This window comes from Chryseobacterium sp. Leaf405 (assembly GCF_001425355.1).
Lineage (GTDB): Bacteria > Bacteroidota > Bacteroidia > Flavobacteriales > Weeksellaceae > Chryseobacterium.
In genome coordinates this window covers 604,439-625,453 of sequence record NZ_LMQN01000012.1, presented here as the reverse complement: position 1 = coordinate 625,453, position 21,015 = coordinate 604,439, and the positions used below count along the sequence as shown (strand labels likewise).

The 21,015-nt window shown below is 32.8% G+C and carries 17 protein-coding genes; 9 read left to right on the top strand and 8 right to left on the bottom strand.

Going from position 1 to position 21,015, the window contains the following annotated elements:
• Positions 1-278: 278 nt before the first annotated feature.
• The 4 genes from ASG22_RS09080 to ASG22_RS09065 all read left to right on the top strand — a co-directional run bounded on the left by ASG22_RS09080 (position 279) and on the right by ASG22_RS09065 (position 2,437).
• On the top strand, positions 279-821 hold the full coding sequence (locus tag ASG22_RS09080; RefSeq protein WP_055983193.1) for a hypothetical protein: 543 nt from the start codon (positions 279-281) through the stop codon (positions 819-821).
• Between the two features lie 26 nt (positions 822-847).
• Positions 848-1,222 carry a hypothetical protein gene (locus ASG22_RS09075; protein ID WP_131726178.1) on the top strand — a complete coding sequence of 125 codons (375 nt, stop codon included), beginning with the start codon at positions 848-850 and terminating at the stop codon, positions 1,220-1,222.
• A 229-nt stretch (positions 1,223-1,451) separates the two neighbouring features.
• Positions 1,452-1,829 (top strand): hypothetical protein, encoded by a 378-nt coding sequence (locus tag ASG22_RS09070; RefSeq protein ID WP_131726177.1) that lies wholly within the window; start codon positions 1,452-1,454, stop codon positions 1,827-1,829.
• A gap of 5 nt (positions 1,830-1,834) precedes the next feature.
• On the top strand, positions 1,835-2,437 hold the full coding sequence (locus ASG22_RS09065; RefSeq protein ID WP_131726176.1) for a hypothetical protein: 603 nt from the start codon (positions 1,835-1,837) through the stop codon (positions 2,435-2,437).
• A 381-nt stretch (positions 2,438-2,818) separates the two neighbouring features.
• Here ASG22_RS09065 and ASG22_RS09060 read toward each other — a convergent pair whose 3' ends face one another.
• The 5 genes from ASG22_RS09060 to ASG22_RS20970 form a co-directional block, all read right to left on the bottom strand.
• On the bottom strand, positions 2,819-3,127 hold the full coding sequence (locus ASG22_RS09060) for a hypothetical protein (protein ID WP_055983185.1): 309 nt from the start codon (positions 3,125-3,127) through the stop codon (positions 2,819-2,821).
• A 459-nt stretch (positions 3,128-3,586) separates the two neighbouring features.
• Positions 3,587-4,000: a hypothetical protein gene (locus tag ASG22_RS09055; RefSeq protein ID WP_055983183.1), complete on the bottom strand. Its 414-nt coding sequence runs from the start codon at positions 3,998-4,000 to the stop codon at positions 3,587-3,589.
• Between the two features lie 92 nt (positions 4,001-4,092).
• On the bottom strand, positions 4,093-4,557 hold the full coding sequence (locus ASG22_RS09050; RefSeq protein ID WP_082504978.1) for a DUF2628 domain-containing protein: 465 nt from the start codon (positions 4,555-4,557) through the stop codon (positions 4,093-4,095).
• 253 nt (positions 4,558-4,810) lie between these two features.
• Complete coding sequence (locus ASG22_RS09045; RefSeq protein ID WP_055983178.1) at positions 4,811-5,164, bottom strand: hypothetical protein; 354 nt, start codon at positions 5,162-5,164, stop codon at positions 4,811-4,813.
• 1,951 nt (positions 5,165-7,115) lie between these two features.
• Positions 7,116-7,313: hypothetical protein (locus ASG22_RS20970; protein WP_238586886.1), on the bottom strand; the 198-nt coding region annotated here is incomplete at its 3' end.
• A gap of 186 nt (positions 7,314-7,499) precedes the next feature.
• On the opposite strand from ASG22_RS20970, the gene ASG22_RS09025 reads away from it, so the two are divergent.
• From ASG22_RS09025 to ASG22_RS09015, 3 genes are all read left to right on the top strand, one after another.
• Entirely contained in the window at positions 7,500-8,525 is a 1,026-nt protein-coding gene (locus ASG22_RS09025; RefSeq protein ID WP_055983172.1) for an SDR family NAD(P)-dependent oxidoreductase, read from the top strand.
• A gap of 57 nt (positions 8,526-8,582) precedes the next feature.
• Complete coding sequence (locus ASG22_RS09020) at positions 8,583-9,395, top strand: AraC family transcriptional regulator (protein WP_055983170.1); 813 nt, start codon at positions 8,583-8,585, stop codon at positions 9,393-9,395.
• Between the two features lie 178 nt (positions 9,396-9,573).
• Positions 9,574-10,866, top strand: coding sequence for a nucleoside hydrolase-like domain-containing protein (locus ASG22_RS09015; RefSeq protein WP_055983168.1), 1,293 nt, complete (start codon positions 9,574-9,576; stop codon positions 10,864-10,866).
• 61 nt (positions 10,867-10,927) lie between these two features.
• Here ASG22_RS09015 and ASG22_RS09010 read toward each other — a convergent pair whose 3' ends face one another.
• From ASG22_RS09010 to ASG22_RS08995, 3 genes are all read right to left on the bottom strand, one after another.
• Entirely contained in the window at positions 10,928-14,206 is a 3,279-nt protein-coding gene (locus ASG22_RS09010; RefSeq protein ID WP_055983166.1) for a glycosyl hydrolase, read from the bottom strand.
• A gap of 277 nt (positions 14,207-14,483) precedes the next feature.
• Positions 14,484-14,612 carry a hypothetical protein gene (locus tag ASG22_RS21480; protein WP_262483949.1) on the bottom strand — a complete coding sequence of 43 codons (129 nt, stop codon included), beginning with the start codon at positions 14,610-14,612 and terminating at the stop codon, positions 14,484-14,486.
• Positions 14,613-16,045: 1,433 nt separating this feature from the next.
• On the bottom strand, positions 16,046-16,309 hold the full coding sequence (locus ASG22_RS08995; protein WP_055983159.1) for a hypothetical protein: 264 nt from the start codon (positions 16,307-16,309) through the stop codon (positions 16,046-16,048).
• Positions 16,310-17,410: 1,101 nt separating this feature from the next.
• Here ASG22_RS08995 and ASG22_RS08990 point away from each other — a divergent pair.
• Both ASG22_RS08990 and ASG22_RS08985 read left to right on the top strand, forming a co-directional pair.
• Positions 17,411-18,172, top strand: coding sequence for a hypothetical protein (locus ASG22_RS08990; RefSeq protein WP_055983156.1), 762 nt, complete (start codon positions 17,411-17,413; stop codon positions 18,170-18,172).
• Positions 18,173-19,199: 1,027 nt separating this feature from the next.
• Positions 19,200-20,738, top strand: coding sequence for a hypothetical protein (locus ASG22_RS08985; RefSeq protein ID WP_055983155.1), 1,539 nt, complete (start codon positions 19,200-19,202; stop codon positions 20,736-20,738).
• The last annotated feature ends 277 nt before the right edge of the window (positions 20,739-21,015 follow it).

Sequence of the window (21,015 nt, the reverse complement as noted above, 5' to 3'; positions counted from 1 at the left end):
CATTGTATAGTGATCAATAAAATAATTAAGTACTATCATTTTTTAATTCCTTTCAAAAGATAATGGTCAGAATTTGGAGTCTCCGACTTTTGTTGAAAGTTTTAAAAATTACCATGTAACGATTTTTAACTTCACATAGCTGGAGGTGTAGATGAACCCCATTCACCACAGATTTCCTATTAAATATATAGATATATTCAGAATGCCACTTATAGGATAACTGCAAAATAGATCAAATACATTTAGAATACATAATATTAATCTTAAACCAAATCTCTATGAAAAAACTACTTTTTATGATTGCAGTTATTGCTGCGAATTATTCTTATGCGCAACTGTCGAAACTAGCAGTATATAACTATTCGAGTTATAAGCTGGTGACAAGATTTGGCGCCAATGGACCATCAAGCTGTTATCCTGCGGTCTTAGCCGTTCCTGCTCCAGGCACAGGGTCAAACACTTTTTCAGCCGGATCACCTTCGGCACCATTTATTTCAGAATACACATATTCTACCTCTAATGCTTCGGCTATGCCTGTGTACACCTGGTGGGTTAGAACATCTTTAGCAAATCCCGGTATAGACAGAGCTTACAATCATCCGGCAGTAAATCCTACAAGTGCTGTATCAACCAGTACCGACTGGACCTATTTTATTTTTCAGGCGCAAGACAGTTCTAACAATCCATATGGTGACTTTTCGATGGGTACAGGAACTTGCAACGGAACACTCAATACATATCAGGTCGGAACATATGCTGAAGCAGAATGGTTTACACTTACATCAGGTGGGACAGCCTATACCGTAGTTCAAGTATTCTAATTAAAGATAATTTTAAAATTTCCAATATGAAAAAAAGTATTACATATACACTTATTTTAATGTTTCTAACACTTATGTCGTGCGCAACTGATAATGCTACAGTATTAAACGAACCTGGCAGAACAGTAGAAATGCAAAATTTTGAAAAAGCCATGAAAAGTCTCAGGGATCCTCAGAATAGGGCTACAGCAGAAGAAAAAAGAAGTGGGTCGGCTGAGCTCAGTGAAAGAAGAAAACAATTATTGGTTCCGGCATCATTAGACTTAATCAAATCAACAGGTGTTAGTGAAGATGAAATAAAAAAGCAGACAAATAGTGATATTACAGCAATTATAGTTTGGGCATTAAAAATTAATTTGAAAAAAAATGATGAGATTAGAAACAGCAGAAAGCTCAACTAATTAAAACTTCTAAATTTTAATTTAATTATCCTGAAGAAATGTGATTAGAAAGATTCGAGAGAAAAATTATTTGACTGAATCTGAAATATTCATAAAAAAAGATGTCGTAGAAAAACTGAACAAGAAATCCAATTCTGCAATTATTCAATAGACAATCTTCACTAACTTAAATAATTATCACATTATTTTGAATTAATTCATAAATTTAACAACCATTTAAAATTTTATTATGAAAAGAAACATGTTAATCTATGCATTAGCAGCTTTTAGCCTATTAGCCTGTGGTACAGAAAGTACTACCGTCAACAACCTTGAAAGCCTCAAAACACCGCAGATGGAAAACTTTTCAAAAGCAATGAGAAGTTTGGGAAATCCTGAAAACAGGCCCACCGAGGAAGAAAAAAGACAATCTGGTCATGAGCTTAGTGATCGAAGAAAACAAATACTTCTTCCGGCAGCTAAAGATTTGATAAAATCCGAAGGTTTTACAGATACGCAAATACAAGACAAAACAAAAGGGGACGTCAGCGCCATACTGGTCTGGGCAATAGAAATTCATCAACGGAAAAATGCAGAAACACTTAAAATAGCTAAACAATCAAATTAATTATCATGAGAAAAAAACTTACTATCATTACAGGAGTTCTGTTGTTTACAAATATGTTTGCACAACAGAGTATTTTGACAGTTAACAACTATTCAACTTATGATTTTCATACGGCATTATTCGCTGCAACGGATTCGACACCATGCTATCCTTCGGTTTCTATAGGCTTTGATGGTAATGCTACCAATCCTTCACAAATTGTAGTTCCGGCAAATTCGAGCGATATAAACGGACAACAACTTGTTTACAAAAATTATAAGGATTCGGCAGCCCCTGCTTTCAATGGTTTATACCCTATTTACATATATCATATATCAACTTCACCAACTTCACAGCAATTTCAACCTCCAACCTTTCCTTCTTTAAATCCTATGGGTGCTATTGCAACGTACACAGACTGGAGGTATGCAAAGTTTTTTATGACTTATGCGGGTACTAATACATCAGTAAGTGGTGGATCACCCCTATCCTATTTTAACGGAACATTGGGAGATGGTACTCCTTGTAGCGCAGGGAGCTCCTACGTTTCAACAAGCTTTGGGGATGGTGAATGGTTTTCAATTACTTCTGGTGGAACAAAATACACTTATATTCAAATTTACCCATAATCATTTAAAACCTTGCTATTATATTTATAGCAAGGTTTTAAAATAATCACCGCCCGTTTTGTAAGATTAATTTAATATCGTTTTTTGAGATTGAATTATTTTTAGAAACCAAAGTTCCATCCCCAGTTTATTGATTTATTTACTCCCCAGGTTCCAACTTCTACTCCTTTTTTATAGTTAGAAAAAAAAGCTAGGAATACTACAGTTACCAATATTATTGCGAAAATATAGAACTTATTTTTTTTCATAAATTAATTAGTATTTATGGTTTTGTTATCTATTTGTCAGCATTTAAATCCTAAGAAAATTAATTTATAAAATACAGGACAACCATTTTTTTAGTGATTTTTTTCCATTTTACAATAAATAAACTTATTTCTATTAATCTCCATAATATGCTTCGATAGCATTCTGTATTTCTGAACTCATTTTATTCGGATATTTATCTTCTAGTTTTTTCAAACATTCTATAAATTCTTTGCTTTGAAATTTATAGGATAACTCCTCAAAATCTGAACTTAGCCACAATATATTTTCAATTTCTAATTCTTCCAATACTACTATAGTATTATTAACATCAATCAGCATTAATTGTGTTAATAGATCCATTTCATTTGAAACAGTTGGATCATTTAAATGTTTAGCTTCTGTTATTTTAATAATTTCTAATATTTCATTTTTCAGTTCCATAATATTTCTTTCAAATAAGGATTACACCTAATTACATTTACTGTTTGGTAAAGACGGTTTAGAATTATATTGAAAATAGATATTGATTACTGTTTTATTTTTCATTACACTAATTCTTACATAGTTAATATTTTCAAAAATAGGAATAAGTTGTCAGAGTCTTGAACAGCTCTCGACCGATCATCCGCATTTATTAAATGTTTTGTCCATTGGCAATAAACACAAGCCACCGCATTTGCCTTATCTATTGTATTTCTAGCGAAGTGAATAGGATGTTTTTATGTGTGGTGGTATCGGGATGAAAAGCAGTAGTTAAGATTTTTTGAATTACTTTTTCCATCCTTTTTCACCTTATCGTTTTTTGATATTACATCCTAGAATTCATGGAAGTTAAATAACATTAAATGTTGGATTAGTATTTTGCAATATTAATACTACAGCAACTCAGATAGCAATTTATCAATATATTTTTCTATCAAATTTTAATGATTTTTTCAAGTCATCTTTAATCATTTCCAAATAAAATTCTTCACCAAAAATCTTAAATTCATTGTCCCATGGCGCAATTTTATTTGTATTTTCATTGATGAAATTCAATATTTTCCCTATAAGAAATTCTCGATCCAAAATATGTTCATTAAAATCTACTAGACGAAAATGTTCTTCCTTGTTGATCAGAATATTATAAAGTTTATCTAAGTTATTTTTAAAATTATTTTTGCCAAGTATTTCAATAGTAAATTCAATATCAGATAATCCCGGATTAATTGACAAATTGAATATTGGCGTCATATTAATGTATGGCTCCCCCCATTCAAATCTTTTTTCTTCAACAAAGCAATGTGGAAATATGGTTTTATCAATATAAATCATTTTATCGTTTTTTTAGACTTACTTTAAAATGAGTTGAACTTTTTTTATACGAAAAATTAAAAAACTACTGTTGGTTATGCATTACAATCCTTTTAACTAATGAATAATCCAAGTATAGATAGAGCTAGTAAAATTGTTACATAAATATAACTTGTCCCTCCTTTTTTAATGATAAATTCTTTTTGATTTTCGATTTCGGAATATTTTACTTCAGCATTTTTCAGAGTTCTTTTCGCTTTTTTGATATATAGATGATTTCCAATAATTCCTAAAGTTATTATAAGAACAATAGTAACAGAAATATTTACAACTTTTGTTTGCTCAATTCCAATAAGCTTTGTTAAAACAAAATTTTCAAAAATTGTTTCCAAATAGAAAAGAAAGAAAATAATAAAAAATTCCAGATACATTTTTCTATACAGAAACCATAAGACGCCAAATATTAAAGCTGAATAGCTAAACCTAAACTTTTTCCACTGTTCATAGTATTTTAATTGCTCCAGATAATAGGAATTACTTTTTTGAAAAAAGGTTTTATACAGTTGTATTTTGTCCATTAATTTATTTAGTTTTTTATCTTATTTTGATATTAAATTATTTTTAGAAGCAAAAGTTTCATCTCCAGTTTATAGATCTATTTATTCCCCAAGTTCCAACTTCCACTCCTTTTTCATAATTAGAAAGAAAAGCTAGCAATACAATAATTACTAATATTATTGTGAAAATATAGAACTTCTTTTTTTTCATAAATTAATTAGTTTTATAATTTTGTGGGAATATAAATTCTAATTTATATTATTTCCAAATGTTTTAAGTCATAAAAACTTTCCAATCTTTCATTATATCGATAAATTCTTGTATTGGTATTTTAAAACTTTTATTATACTTATTTCCGGTCAGAAAATAGGCTACGTTGTTTTCAACATCTAAACTACCATTGCCATAACCAATGTCCCAATTATTTCCTAAAGGATATATTATGTCGCCCCACGTTTGTAATCCATTTTTTACATTTTCTAAATCATCTATTACTTCTTGTATATCATCTAAAAAACGGAATTGACCAACAAAATAGCTTAATAACATGTATTTATCATCTACACATTTTACTGCTTTAATGTCTTCATTATTGAGTCCTTTATTAATGAATATTACTTTTTTCATCTGTGATAGTCTGTATTTACTTTTTAATACTTTTTTGAGATTTAATTATTATCATAATTAAAGTTGTCTTACTAATTTCAATTATAAGTTCGAACAAGTAAATATTGATCTAATATGAGCAATTAATTCAGTTCTTGTACCAACCTCTAACGGCTAGTTTTTTTGATTGCAGCATCTAAATTTTGATAATGAATTTGATTGGAAGTGTGGGGAATATTTTCGTCCGCCCACGTTTTAATCATTATTAATAAATGGTAAGGTTTCGGTTGACCATCATTTATAATATCAGCATTTTCAAATATATAAGCTTTTACATCCTCGTCATTGGTAACCTAAAATAAAAACGTTAAAAGAAAACTTTGATTCTCAAAAGTTTTAGATTTTCTGTGATTATCATATCTTAGGACGCCATATGATAAACACTCTCTTAAAATCAATTTTTGATCTTCAGTCCAGTTTGGGATTTCAGCAATAAGTTCCTGAAAATCATCTATATCTAAATATGAAAAATAATTAATGAATTCATCAGCCCCAACGAAATACCAATAACCGCTATCAGTCCTTTCATTTTTGAGAATGATGTATTACAAAGCCAATAGTTTTTTATTAAAAGATTTCATTTTAGAATTCACTCTAAAATTTTTTCTCCATGCTTCCTGGTCCTTACCTATAAAATTTTCCACTACTATAATGCATTTTTAAGTTAGTGATTTCCGCTTTTATTAATTATGTTGCTCACAATTCTAAAAAGTATAGTCTTCCTACGCAATCTATTGGCGTATATTATCGTTTTTTGAGATTTAACTTATGTATCAATAATTTTGCGGTTGTACAGTAAACATGTAATCGAACTGGAAAATTTCATTTTTTGAGTAAAAGTTGAACCGTAGACAATCCGTTGAATTTTGGAGTTTCGCATCACTGTCTCACAAAATTTACTGTTAGCTATAATTTTGCTAAGTGTCTTGAATGAAAAAATTACCGATTTCAATAGGCTTCTCATATTTTTTAATCCAGTTTCTTAAAGCAGTGGGTAAATACAAATATCCCATTCCATCTGTCCCTAAAATTCCGCTATGTATTTTACTATTTTTTGATATAAGGCTGTCTTCTATTTGCAATAGTAGTCTTGGTCCAAAAGCCGGACTGAATACTTTTGCCGTATATTTAAGAATAATTTCTCTATCAATAATGATAGGATCCTGTAACCATGCCGCATCGGCTGGATTAAATTTTGAAATTTGCAGAACCGTACCTCATGCACTCTCTATCCATTGGCATATCTTCAGCTCTTTCTTCTTTGGTCATTTCAGTTAGCACAATTTTTCTTGCAGGTATTTCTATCGGCAAATCAGGCAAAGAATTCGAAATANATTGGCATATCTTCAGCTCTTTCTTCTTTGGTCATTTCAGTTAGCACAATTTTTCTTGCAGGTATTTCTATCGGCAAATCAGGCAAAGAATTCGAAATAGGTGTATCTTTATGAAGTAAGACTTTAACGGTGCTATTTTTCATTTTTTCACATTCTGAAAGTTGGTTGATAGTGTACATACTTGGCATACCATTTCCTACACCATATTCTTCATGAATTTTGGAAGAAAGAANCTATTATTTGATGTTTCAATCCTATCACCTATAGCAGATTCCATGATGTCATTTCTCTTAGTGCTGCCCAAAAGATGGATAGGAAAAGATTTTGATAAGTTTTTCACTTATTTTTACTTAACATTAACGGTGCTATTTTTCATTTTTTCACATTCTGAAAGTTGGTTGATAGTGTACATACTTGGCATACCATTTCCTACACCATATTCTTCATGAATTTTGGAAGAAAGAAAAATGCTTACGCAAAAATCATCATCTTCGAGTACGTTATTGTTTTGCTTAAAAGCTGTATCAAAAATATCTTTACGCAATGTCATTAATAATAACATTGGTTTTTGAGTTATNAAAATCATCATCTTCGAGTACGTTATTGTTTTGCTTAAAAGCTGTATCAAAAATATCTTTACGCAATGTCATTAATAATAACATTGGTTTTTGAGTTATTGGACAAATAGGATAATATACATTTTCAATATTTGCAGTTCCCCCAATATAAGAGAATTTTTTAGTTTTATTTATTTCAATTGTATTTATATGATACATCGTGTTTTATAAGATATTTTATCATTTTTGTGAGACATAATAATGTATCAAATTAACTAGAAAGCTAAATAGCTTATCTTGTTAATTTTAAATTTTAATGGACTTACAGACAAAATAACTAGGACGTTTAAACAAAATTAATATTTAATGATGCCTTTACCTTTGTAAAACAAAATTCAATAAAAAATGGAATTAACCAATTACAACGGAGCGTTACAGAATGCGATAGGTTCTGGCTTCAACGCAAAATCAACTACAAAAGACGTTATTAACGGGATCGACCTTTTCGGTAAAATTGCCATCGTAACTGGCGGTGACGGCGGACTGGGAATGGAGATTACAAGAACTTTGACTTCGGCAGGAGCAACCGTGATTATTCCAGCAAGAGATCCTGAGAAAGCCAAACAAAATCTTGCAGGAATTGCTAATGTGGAAGTAGAACAGATGAACCTTTCTGAGCCTGCAACGATTGTTTCCTTTGCTGAAAAGTTCAATGCTTCAGGAAGGCCTCTGCATTTGTTGATTAATAATGCAGGAATTATGTGGACACCACTTCAGCGTGATGCCCGTGGATATGAAAGTCAGTTTGCAACCAATCATCTTGGGCATTTTCAATTGACAGCCAATTTGTGGGACGCTTTGAAAAAAGCAAACGGGGCAAGAGTAGTGAATGTTTCATCTTCAGCGCACCATACTTCACCGATACATTTTGATGATGTGAACTACAACCATAAAGAATATGATAAGTTTGAAGCTTATGGACAGTCGAAGACAGCCAATGTTCTTTTTACTGTTGAGTTGGATAAAAGAGCACAGCCATTCGGAGTTCGTTCTTATGCGATCCATCCGGGGCTGATCATGGCGACCAACTTATCCAGATCTTTGACCTTCGAGGATTATGTGGCGATCGGAGCGGTACATCCTGACGGAACACCGAATGTTGAAGCTCAGGAAGCGATGAAAAAGATTGAGAAGACTGTAGAAGAAGGTGCTGCAACCACAGTTTGGGCAGCGACAAACCCCAAACTTCAGAACATTGGAGGTGTTTATCTGCAGGACGTAGAGGTAGCGGATTATGCTGCCGGTGATAATGTTGCAGAGAGCCCTGCCGGAGCCGGAGGTGTTGCCTCATTTGCGGTAGAACCGGTAGCTGCTGCGAAACTTTGGACGTTGAGTGAAGAATTGACAGGAACAAAGTTTGAAGTAAAATAAATCATAAAATACCAAAGTTCCAAGCTGAACTTTGGTATTTTTTTTAAATTTGTAATTATGATAACGAAACAGACCAATGACCACGCCAATATCGTTTTTACCTGCAGTGGAACTTCTAAGCACAGCACGGAACTGACTGCGGAGGAACATTCTGTAGTACGTATTCTCTCTGGCGAATTGAAAGTAATCCAAGCGGATGAGACCTATGTTTTCAATGCAGGGGACACGCATTTATTTCCCAGAAATCGCCTTGCCTTACTCGTTAAATCGGATAAGGATGGTGAACCCTACAGAGCAATAGTCGTGAAATTGACCCATAATATTTTAAGATCCTATTACGAGAACATTCCAAGTGAGATCAATCCTGTTTTTAAGACCGATCAAATTGTTAATCTGGATAGAAGTCCGCTTCTTGATAGTTTTTTTGATTCAATGCTCCCTTATTTCGACTTAGAATATAAATTGCCACAGGAACTTTCAGAACTGAAGATCCGGGAAGCAATAACGATATTGAGGACAGTCAACAGAAATGTAGACGCGATCTTATCTGATTTTTCAGAACCTCATAAGATCAATCTCGTGGAATTTATGCAGAAGAATTTTATGTTCAATATGTCACTGGAGAAATTCAGTTATCTTACTGGAAGGAGTTTGACTACATTTAAAAGAGATTTCAGCAAAGCATTCAACACAACTCCCCAGAAATGGCTGACGCAAAAACGTCTCGAGCTGGCAAAATTTCAGCTGATCGAAAAAAAGAGAAAACCTATCGATGTCTATTTTGAAGTCGGCTTTGAGAATCTGTCCCATTTTTCTTATGCTTTCAAAAAGCAGTTTGGAGTTAATCCACGGGAATTAATGTCGCATTAATAATGACATTTTTATAAAACTTAATTTTCATAAAAAATGATGTAACTTTATCTTTATAAACATCTTACTATCTGTATATGTTTGGGTTTACAATTCTCAATCAACGACTTTCTTGATTTAACGTAATTTACTATATTAGCAAAGTGCAATCGATTGCGCTTCTTTAAAAAATAAATTAATGCGATTAAATCTTGGCTTATTTATGATGGTATGCCAATGCATCTCATTATCTGCCCAAAAAAATAATTCGAACCTTCTCAGAATTTTAATAAGTACTGATATTGGAGGTACGGATCCCGATGACAATCAGTCGATGACGCATCTACTGATGTATAGTGAAAAATTTAAGATTGAAGGATTGATTTCTTCACCTTCATTTGGTGATGGTGATAAAAGTGAGATCATTAAAATGATTGATCTTTACGAGAAAGATCTGCCGAAATTAAAAAAACACGGTTCAGAATTTGCCGATCCGGCTTATCTCAGATCAGTATCCAAGCAGGGTCATAGGGGAAATGTATCATTTATAGGATATTCAAAACCTACCGAAGGCTCAGACTGGATTATCAAGACAGCTAAAAAGAAAGATAAGCAGCCATTGTGGATCTTATGTTGGGGTGGATTGGAAGATCTGGCTCAGGCGCTTCACGATGCACCTGAGATTCAAAAAAATATCCGTGTTTACTGGATAGGAGGACCCAATAAAAAATGGAGTGCCAACAGCTACGCTTACATCGCATCAAATTTCCCGAATCTTTGGTTCATAGAAAACAATTCATCTTACTACGGTCTGTTCTCTCACAGCGATATGCCCGACAGTGTGATGGATTCGAAATATTATGATAACGTTATTAAAGCACAGAGTCATTTAGGAAAGGATTTTAAAAATTATTACAATGGAGAAGTTAAAATGGGAGATACTCCTTCCTTGCTATATCTGATGAATGTTAACCCCGACCATCCTGAAGGTGAAAGTTGGGGCGGAAGTTTTGAAAAAACGGATTACAGTCCGCGTATGGTTGTAAATCAGGCAACATCTCTGAAGGATACTGTTGCTTTTTGCTCAATCATTGAGTTTAGATTTAAAGGTCCTAAAATAAAAGCTGAAAAAGAATCTGTTCAGTTCTATATGGAAGTTCCCTACGGAAAAAATGTTCAGAAATGGCCTGGATACTATCTTGGCGACGGTGAGTATGGTTTGAGGTATATTCCCAAAAAGGCAGAAACTTTACAATATAACCTGACTTCGGCAATCCCTGAATTCAACGGAAAAAAAGGCAGTATTGTTGTTACCAACAGATGGCCGGGTAAGAAAAGCAAGAATGACTATAAACTGGGAAGTTCGTGGTTTACCGATAAGCAGGATGAAGCTTTGTACTTTGGGAAAATACAGGGCGGGAAGACCGTTTCAAAGTGGAGAGCAGCGGTTCTCAAGGAATGGGCTGAAAGATGGGGCTGGATCAATGAATAGTTTTACAATACGAAAATCAAGATAACGATACAATTATAAGATATAGATGTACTTATTAATTTTAAAGATCTACCAAAATAATTTTAAATCCGGTCAGTCCTGATGGCTGCAGGCTGTCTTTTTCAGATGCAATGGCAGGATAAGAATAGGTCACTCTTTCTTTTTCCGGAAGTTGTGAATCATAGATCATCCTGTTCATAAGTGAATTGGCAACGTGTATCTCAATTTTGTTCAGACCTTTTTTTAAGTAAGAAGTTATATCCACTTTCCAGGGTGAACACCATACAACACCTGCATCATTTTCATTGACAAAGATACGGGCTACAAATCCCGGATTCCCAAGATCTGCAAAGACCTTTTTGCCTTGGTGCTCAAATTCAATGTCTTTCTTATAGATGGCGGTTCCAGAATAATATTTAATTTTTAGGTCATCGGATTTTGTCCAGTCCTGCAGTGATTCAAAAAAGACATTTCCGGGACCACCCATTTTCTTGTCAAAATCTACGTTCCAGCCGTTGTTAAAAGTTTCAATTTTAGAAGATTTATTTTGATTCATTAAGGGCAGATTTTCTTCCTTATCTGTAATGAAAATAAAAAACGATTCCCAACCTTCCAATGATAGTTCCAGAGAAGTTTTTCCGTGATTATTCTTCAATGTCTTAACCTGCATTCTTTCGCCGGTTACCGGATTCCATACTTGCGCATATTTACCTTCGGCATTAAAGGAGAAAATATTATTTTCCGGAGTTGATTTATGATTTTTAATGAAATACATTTCAGCATCCGCCAGTGTACGGTGGGTAAAATATATTTTTTGAGTTTTGCAGTCGGAGCTGTCTAGTGTAATATCTGAATCTATTCCGGCATCTTTCAATGTTTGTTGAAGAGTTCCTCCCCAAAATATTCTACCTTTTCCAACTTTTCTTGATCCTTTTACAGAAGGATTTTCCCCCCAGAGTTTCGTTACTAGTTTCTGATATTCTTTTTCTTTTCCGATGTCTTCTGCCGAACCGGATTGCTTTGGTTTAGTACTATAAATTATTCCGCCTTTTGCAACTAGATCTGCAATTTTTCTCAGAGATTTTAAGGTTAAACCTGCCTTTTCTTCAATTACCATTAACTTATAGGATATACCATCGGGAAGGATGATTTTACCTTTATCAACATCCATCCTTGTAAGTAAGGCATCTGCAGAAAATGCATCGAAGTCAAATCCTCCAGGAATATCGGGCAGTCTGTGCGTCAGTATTTTTACAGGTGCATTTTCACCAAGATACACACAAAGATCAGCAACCGATTTGCCTGATCTCATCAGATAAGCAGACCTGGTCTGATAATCCCAGAAGGGTTTGCTGTAATTCCACCAGGTGTTATTTCTGTTGATTGCATATTGGCGACCCCCACCGGTACTTCCCGGTATTTTGTCTGTCCAGGGTTGATATGCGGAAGCACAGATCACAAACTCGTTGATGCCGAAAGCGTAGGCATAATCTGCCAGAGATTTAAGCTCACCCAGCGAAGTTGAATACAGCGCATCAGTGAATGCTTCTGCGGAGGCAATAGGTTTTCCGTAAAGGTGTGCCGCGGAAGAACTTTCTTTGATATCATAATTTCCATCCGGATGGATTATCCAGAATTCACCCTGCGGTTTTTGTACCTTACTTTTTGCCTGTATCGGATCTCCAACAAAGCACAGCGCATTTCCGATGGCCTGAGCGGTAAAAGACAAACCTCTCTTTGCGGCAAGCTTATCAAAAGTACCATAATAATTGTCTGCAATCAGATCAGCGATATTTCTTCTGATGTCAAATAAAAAAGCATCAGAACTGTTGACGTTATCTACCACATAGCCCATCATACAAGGGAGATATTTTAAAGGGTCATAGCCTCTCCGCTCTTTAAACTCCTGAATAAAATTGTCTGTCCAGTTTTGTGAACCTGCTTCGTGGCTGTCCATCGCAATTCCTGAAAGTTTTCCGCTGTTCGAGTTTTTTAGTGAGTCGGCAATGACGGCAACATAATGATTCCAGTGAAGTTCAGCGGCAGCTTTCGATAATTTATCGCTTTCTCTGCCTAAAAGATTGGCTCGCCCGTGTTTCGTATTTGCGCCTGTGGGTTCATACGCAAATCTCATCACCATCCAGTCACCTTGGGGAGCATCCCATCTGAGAATTCCGTTTTCGTCCATCTTATTGCTGATGTCGATAATCTGTTTAGAATTAATAACTTCTGCCTTTCCGTAATCCGGCGTTCTGTCTTTCTCAATATACTCAGAAAATAAGCCCGATTTTTCTTCATACTGGTCTACTTTTGCCGAAGAATTCAGTATAATCGAATTGAGAAGAAGTTGCTGGTTTTTTTCTGATTTTTCCCACCAATCGTGCAGGTAGAGCCTATAATATTTCGCTTTGACGCCCTTGAAAGATATTGTTTTCTGTCGCCAGCTCTCGTGAGCTTTATAAATAGGTTTCAAATCGCAGACCTTTGTGTAATGAATACCATCATAAGAAACTTCCAGCTGTCCGAAATCAGGAAGAACTCTGTAACCGGTACCGGTAAAAATATCGGACGGCGGCGCAGGAACATTGGTAGCGCTGGTTGTTGCTTTACCCCGGGGCTGCATTTTGTAGCTGATGCTTCTGGCTTCAAAATCTGTTTCAAACTTTAGACTGATCAATACACCTTTCTCATTTTTAGGTATTCGTACAGTGTAATCTTGCTTTTGGACAAAGAGCTTTTTAGTGTCAATTAGCTTTTCGGTTGAAGTAATTTCTACTTTTTGATTAGATGAGTTTTTCATTGAACCCTTAAAAACCGGAAATGCCAGCACCGCAACATCTTTATAAAAATTAAATTTATTTTCAGGTTCAGGTAGCTTGCCTGTAAAATTTTTCCCTCCTGCAATAATAGTTTCAGTCGCGGTAAGACGTTTCATTCCTGTTTCATTGGTAATCCAGGGGCCACCTGCAACGTAGCCATTAGAAATATGGAGTTCGAAGGATAATCCTAATCTTGCAGCTTCGGCGGATGCGAACTTGAGCATTTCCCACCATTCTGAAGAAAATCCTGCTGATGCCATTTCTGCCTTACCGTGACTTTGGTCATAATACACAATGCCTCCAATTCCTGCTGTTTTAAAGGCTTCCAGATCTGCTGTAATCCCTTCTCTAGTCGTTTCTGTTTCTCCGTGAAACCACCATACTTTTGTTCTTGTGCTATCTTGAGGATTTACAAAACCCTTCTTTACGTACGCTAAATCAAAGCGTTTTTGAGCTGCCACTGAAGCAAAACTTGCAGAAAAAAAAATAATTAAAAGAAGACTTGTTGATTTCCAGGACATAAGATTTGTTATAGTGAATATGCTCAAATATAAGTAACTCAACTTATGTTTCTGTCTTGCAGCATCCTGCATATAAAAAACAAGCTAAAAATTAACTTAAGGATTTATTTAGAAAATATTTAATTCCAAAACAGGTATAGCTCACAATCTTCAAATTCTGAGGTGAAAAAAGGAATTAAAAATGGAGAATTGATATTTAGTGATGATAAGAATCAAATTTTTTCAAATCAGTAATTACGATTAAAATGTTGAGTGAAAAAAGAATGAATTTGGATATCTAACTGTAGTATTCAGGTGCTTTCTTTAATTGTGGCCACTGTTCGCTGTCGTGTCCAAAAATTATTAACCGAACATTTTCCTGATCTGCGATCGACGTTGGCTTTGTAGTGCTTTCTTGTTTGTTCATTATCTTCCACTACTTTAGAATGATAAAAATTGACTTTTTATCCCCATAATAGTCTGAGCAATAAAATACAATGAAGCCTTTATTATCAGAGAAAGTATTTAAATTACCATTTATTTCATAAGCAATGTTTAATAGAATCATTTCGTGAATCTCGCATCCACTTTTGCCCATATGGAGTGATTGACTATCTTCTGTAAATTATATGCTTAATTATAAGCTCTATTTTTTAGTTAGTTTATATTAAAAAAATATAGTATAGTAGTCTCCCAGAGAAATAACAAATTATATCAATAAGGTCAGCAGAAATTTTTTGATGAACTGCCAATCGAAAATAAGATTGTTTATATCGCAGGAGACACGATTACTTATAGAGATTTGTCCAATATTGCAGAATCTCTTTCAGGGCAAAAGAAATATAAACTGGCAATCTTACAATAAGTAATTACTTGAAAGGCGAATTTTTTGAAAAGTCAAGGTAAATCTTCTTTGACTTTTTTTATTTTATCGTTTTGTGAGATTTTTAAATAAGTTTAAATAATTTTATTGCTAATATACTCTCCAAACATTCTGCAATTGGTTTAAAACTAATATTAGTCATGCATTCTTTTTCTGCAACCTTATTGAAAATTAAATACCCCCCACTCTATTTCCTAGTTTACTTGCAAATCAAACATTTCGTTTCTATTGATTTTCAATCAAAATTGAACTGCAGACCAAGCATTGAACTTTGTATTTCGAATCATTGTCTCAAAACACTTCCTGTTATCCGTAATTTTTTAAGTGTCTTGGATGAAAAAATTACCGATTTCAATAGGTTTATCATATCTTTTAATCCAATTTCTTAAAACAGTTGGTAAATACAAATATCCCATTCCGTCAGTCCCTAAAATTCCGCTGTGTATTTTGCTGTTTTTTGATATAAGGCTATCTTCTATTTGCAATATCAGTCTTGGTCCAAAAGATGGACTGAATACTTTTGCCGTATAATTGAGAATAACTTCTCTATCAATAATAATTGGGTTCTGTAACCAAGACGCATCGTTTGGATTAAATTTTGAAATTTGCAAAACCGTACCCTCATACCACTCTCTATGCATTGGCATATCTTCAGCTCTTTCTTCTTTGGTCATTTCAGTTAGCACAATTTTTCTTGCAGGTATTTCTATCGGCAAATCAGGCAAAGAATTCGAAATANATTGGCATATCTTCAGCTCTTTCTTCTTTGGTCATTTCAGTTAGCACAATTTTTCTTGCAGGTATTTCTATCGGCAAATCAGGCAAAGAATTCGAAATATGAGTATCTTTATGAAGTAAGACTTTAACTGTACCATTTTTCATTTTTTCACATTCTGAAAGTTGGTTGATAGTGTACATACTTGGCATACCATTTCCTACACCATATTCTTCATGAATTTTGGAAGAAAGAAAAATGCTTACGCAAAAATCATCATCTTCGAGTACGTTATTGTTTTGTTACACTGTGGATATGATGATGGCAAAAAATCATCATCTTCGAGTACGTTATTGTTTTGCTTAAAAGCTGTATCAAAAATATCTTTACGCAATGTCATTAATAATAACATTGGTTTTTGAGTTATGGGGCAAATAGGATAATATTCATTTTCAATATTTGCAGTTCCCCCAATATAAGAAACTCTTTCAGTTTTATTTATTTCTGTTGTGTTTATGTGATACATATTTTACGATTAAAATTTTTCAATAAACAAGYTTACTAAAATCAAAATCGCACCATCCAATTTCCTAATTCCATTATTTATTTTCATATAAAAATAAAAAAATCAATGAATACAATAACAATATTATAGCATAGCTCTGCACAATACAAACAATTATTTAGTTATATAAGTAATATTATTAATATAACTAAAATATTTGAACATCTAAATTAACCATTTGAATAAAATGAGATACAAGAAATATCCGGTAAATTTAGTAGAGATGTTTTATTTTATCATTTTATGAGATTGTAAAGTATAATTTTATTGCTAATATACTCTCCAAACATTCTGCAATTAGCTTTAAAAAAATAACATTAGTTATTCTTTTTCTGAACTTCATTGAAAGTTAAATACCACCACTCTATTTCCTGGTTTACTTGTACATAAAAGATTCAGCATTTCACTAATACATTTTGAATAGATCCATCGTATTTCGAGTTTACGCAAGTAATTATAATTTATTAGATCCTGTTAAATTTTTWAAATTATTATATTCTTCCGATCCCATTAGATTTAAAACAAAATCTTCCAGTCCAATATCTCTTTTTTCTCTCACATAACGAGCAAAAGATAATATTCCTTTACAATTTTCAAATCCTTTATTTTTCTTGCTGGAACTTTCTGAACATTCTCACTCAGCAATTGATGAATGAGNTAGATTTAAAACAAAATCTTCCAGTCCAATATCTCTTTTTTCTCTCACATAACGAGCAAAAGATAATATTCCTTTACAATTTTCAAATCCTTTATTTTTCTTGCTGGAACTTTCTGAACATTCACAACAATAAGTAAAAGAATCTATGTCCAACTAATTTTTCGTTCTGTATGAAAACATATGATTTATATTAAGTACATTACTCATTGATAATTAAGTAGTTAAAATAATACTTAGCGTTTTTTAATACCGTTTTAAGATAATTACTCAAGTGTTAAATAATAAATAAGCAAAAATTTATCAGGAAACTTTACGGTCATTTTGACAGAAAATTTACCGTCTTTTAATATACCAATCACTATTATTTCAATAAAAAGAATTATTTTTACTTTTAACAATATATAATGATTAAGAAAAATTTATTAGTTACAATGTGTATTTCATTAAGTACAGTTGCTATGGCACAAATTGGGATAGGAACAAATAATCCTGATCAATCTTCGATTATGGAACTTTCATCCTCTAATAAAGGATTTTTGCCTCCTCGTGTGGCATTAACAAGTGCTACAGATGCGAGTACGATTCCCAACCCTGCTAATGGATTAGTGGTGTTTAATACAAATGCAAATTTTTCGAACGTTGGTCTTTATTTGAATTTAGGAACACCTACATCACCAGATTGGAGATTTCTACAAGTTCAAAGACCAGGTGGTACAACTATCGAATACACTTCATTAGATTTAGCACCGGTGTTCGATATGAATCTTATTCCGAATAATTCAGGTAATTGGACAGAGGTTCCGGCTTTAAGGCAGAATGTTTCTGTTTCGATTGGAGCAAATATAAAAACTGTGATGACTGGTATTTTGAATGCACAAGGCAGTAGTGGTACAATTGCACAGTGTGATGTGATAGTAAAATTAACTCCTGGGAGTACAGCATTACCGAGTACTTTAAGTGGAGCAGCAGCAGGACCAAGGGATTCATTTGGATTAATTTCAAACAATGGAAATGGCCAGACAGTTTCAATAAATGTAGCAAAATCTACTGTAGCTACTAATCAAAATTATGTTATTCAAGTGTATGTTTTTAGAGGTAATTCACCTTCTAATCTGCCATCTTATAATTTAACTCCATTCTATATAAATACTTTGGCTACAAAATAAAATTACAGATTCTAAATACACAAATGTTGAATTACCGGGGAGTGTTCCCGGTAATTTTTTTTATTTCACCGTTAAATAATACTAACTTAATTTCATTAAGTAAATGCAGAATGTTTGGAGAGTGAATTCCTGAATGTCTGCTTTAGTTATGAGTGCAATAGTATATTTTTTTATACAATTGACAATGGTAACTTATTTTTGAGCACACCATTTTTGATTAACATATCATAATCTAAAATAGTTTAATGGATATAAGATCAACAAAGCCAAATTAAGGCTCATTATTCCATTGCTGATTAATAATTCTTAGAATTAAATTGCTTTAGACAAAGAATAAAAGAAATTATTTAATAAAAATGAGCTTTGCAATTCTTGTTTAATTTAGCTCAAACGACTAAAATCATCGATAAAAATATTTGAAGACACACTCGTCAAGTCCATTTTAACGCTCAAAGAGTTTATTAAAATTTATTAGAGTCAAATCTTAGAAATTGTATTAATTGATTGTTTAATTAATCTTCAGAAAAGTACTCGATTAATTCCCTAACAGAAATTTTGGATTCAATAATTTTCCACAACCTAGTTGAAGTTCATGAAATTGCGAAATAAGAGATTCAATTAAATCCCACACGAAAATTTAGTAATCATTCCATAATACATTGCTTCAAAATTCAGTACTAATACTGAATTCTTTTTAAAGAAATTACATTAATATTGTTTTATTGATAAAGCATCAACTAAACCTGTGAGCGAAGGTTAGGAATTGGTGTTATTCTCTATGATTATCTGTTGTCATAATTTAGCCATGATTTTAGTAACTATTATTATGCTAACAGAGCATATGGAACATCCTCGAGTTCCTAAGTGGGAAATCAATTTCAGTCTAAAGTTTTACAATTTATATTGTATAAAATGGGATTTGTAAAACAGCGTAATAATTTTTTTAATAACCACCCTGCTTATAACTAAAGAATGTTATTACAATTTTAAAGATATAATCAACTAAAAACTAATAATCTAAATAACCATGAAATCAAAATTCAAAAAATTGATGCTTTTGAGCATTACAACAGCTACTTTACTGGGGCTTACATCTTGTAAAAAAAATACTTATTCTAAAACTAAAACAAGCTTAGTAAGTATTTTTGAAGATTACAATAAGAACAACGAAATTAAAAATACAGTTGATACCATAGTTCTTAACAATGATCAAATGTTTGTTGACTGGTCTTGGCAAAAATTTTTATGGTTAACGTCAAATACCGAAGATAATGTTCCTGTATTTATGAAAGAATTAAAACAGGTTAATGATTTTGGTGAAGAAATAAAAATAGATTTTTTAAAAAAGAAAGGATTACAATCTTCATACTTAAAAGATGGTAAATTACCACTAATCTTAGATTTGTATCAACAAGCAGACGGAACAAAATTGAGTAGCAAGAGCAATTCTCTCGTAAGATATTCGATACATGCTAATGACGGAATATTAGAGATGTTTAATTCACCCGATGCATCATCAATTATTAGCCAAGCAGCTGAAATACTAAAAAATGATAGCTTAAAGCGTTCTATTCGTGAGAGTAAAAATCAATATCCAGTTGGTGCTACCGAAATTAAAATAGCTTGGATAAAAACATCTGAAGTAGTAGATTCTACTAAAACTTTTAATATCACTGCAATTGTAAATCAACCTGATAAAAATTTGGAAGAAAATTATAATAACGTCGAGCTACAAAGAATGTCTATGATTGGTTTTCATATATTTACAGTTACAGCAGAGCACCCTGAAGGCGTGTGGTCAACTTTTGATCAACGAGATTTAGCACCAGATAGAACAAGTTTTCATGGAGACCCTGTAAATTCTAAATCAGATAAATACACATTATTCGATGGGAACTCTGTTGGAAATACAGAAGATGGAATTATTCAAGATACAACCACTCTTACTCCAAAAGTTAAAAATAAAGTATTTCAATCCCATCCTGAAGGAGTTAGATACAATCAGGCATCTCAAGGAATGGACGTTATTAAAGAAGATAAAGAGTTTGTTACAATGATTAAATCTAGTAACGAATTAGCTAAAAAAGCCCTTACGAATGATAAAGTTAAAATATGGTCGAACTATAAATTAGTCGGCTCTATATGGTCAAAAACTAATGCTCCAATTAATGAGTTACTAGATGGAAATTTATCAAAACCAGATGGTATCGGTAATGGGCAAAGTTTTGGCAGTTTAAATTTAGCAAATGTCACTATGGAGACCACATTCCAAGCAGAAGGAACGAATTGTTTTACTTGTCACTCTATGAATAATAATTTATATAGGACAAATACATCAAAAAAAATAAATGTTAAGTCTCCTTTGATTAACTCACACTTATTTGAAAAATATGCAGAATTAAAAGCAGCATTATTAGCAAGTCAAGGAGCAGCCAAAACTGACATTAATAAAAAATCGAATACTAATACAATGAAATCTTCTAATAATGTAGATGAAATTAGTAAGTTAAAAAATAGCATAAGGGAATCATCTCGTGAAGAAGCTAGAGAATTACTTAAAAAGTAGTCATAGTATCATTAAAATACCGATTACCAAAATGAAGATGAGTGTGAAAAATTCGTTGCAAAAATTTTAGAGTCCTCCCTAATTCTATCACAAAATCTTTGCTTAATTTTTAGTTTGGTCAAAAGTCAAATGAAACCCATCAAGGATATACTATTCCAAAGCCGTTTATTTCTAAACATTCAAAGGTAAATTTAATAACGGCTTCAACTGTAAAAATATCTGAATATGCTGGTAATTCTTTTTTAGTTTGTCTCAGATGACTTAAATCACAAATAAA

Coding starts and splice junctions, on each gene's coding strand:
- ASG22_RS09065 (WP_131726176.1), top strand. CDS start 1,835: ATGAGAAAAAAACTTACTATCATTACAGGAGTTCTGTTGTTTACAAAT.
- ASG22_RS08985 (WP_055983155.1), top strand. CDS start 19,200: ATGAAATCAAAATTCAAAAAATTGATGCTTTTGAGCATTACAACAGCT.
- ASG22_RS09015 (WP_055983168.1), top strand. CDS start 9,574: ATGCGATTAAATCTTGGCTTATTTATGATGGTATGCCAATGCATCTCA.
- ASG22_RS09070 (WP_131726177.1), top strand. CDS start 1,452: ATGAAAAGAAACATGTTAATCTATGCATTAGCAGCTTTTAGCCTATTA.
- ASG22_RS08990 (WP_055983156.1), top strand. CDS start 17,411: ATGATTAAGAAAAATTTATTAGTTACAATGTGTATTTCATTAAGTACA.
- ASG22_RS09075 (WP_131726178.1), top strand. CDS start 848: ATGAAAAAAAGTATTACATATACACTTATTTTAATGTTTCTAACACTT.
- ASG22_RS09050 (WP_082504978.1), bottom strand. CDS start 4,557: ATGGACAAAATACAACTGTATAAAACCTTTTTTCAAAAAAGTAATTCC.
- ASG22_RS09020 (WP_055983170.1), top strand. CDS start 8,583: ATGATAACGAAACAGACCAATGACCACGCCAATATCGTTTTTACCTGC.
- ASG22_RS09055 (WP_055983183.1), bottom strand. CDS start 4,000: ATGATTTATATTGATAAAACCATATTTCCACATTGCTTTGTTGAAGAA.
- ASG22_RS09060 (WP_055983185.1), bottom strand. CDS start 3,127: ATGGAACTGAAAAATGAAATATTAGAAATTATTAAAATAACAGAAGCT.
- ASG22_RS09010 (WP_055983166.1), bottom strand. CDS start 14,206: ATGTCCTGGAAATCAACAAGTCTTCTTTTAATTATTTTTTTTTCTGCA.
- ASG22_RS08995 (WP_055983159.1), bottom strand. CDS start 16,309: ATGTATCACATAAACACAACAGAAATAAATAAAACTGAAAGAGTTTCT.
- ASG22_RS09045 (WP_055983178.1), bottom strand. CDS start 5,164: ATGAAAAAAGTAATATTCATTAATAAAGGACTCAATAATGAAGACATT.
- ASG22_RS21480 (WP_262483949.1), bottom strand. CDS start 14,612: ATGAACAAACAAGAAAGCACTACAAAGCCAACGTCGATCGCAGATCAG.
- ASG22_RS09025 (WP_055983172.1), top strand. CDS start 7,500: ATGGAATTAACCAATTACAACGGAGCGTTACAGAATGCGATAGGTTCT.
- ASG22_RS09080 (WP_055983193.1), top strand. CDS start 279: ATGAAAAAACTACTTTTTATGATTGCAGTTATTGCTGCGAATTATTCT.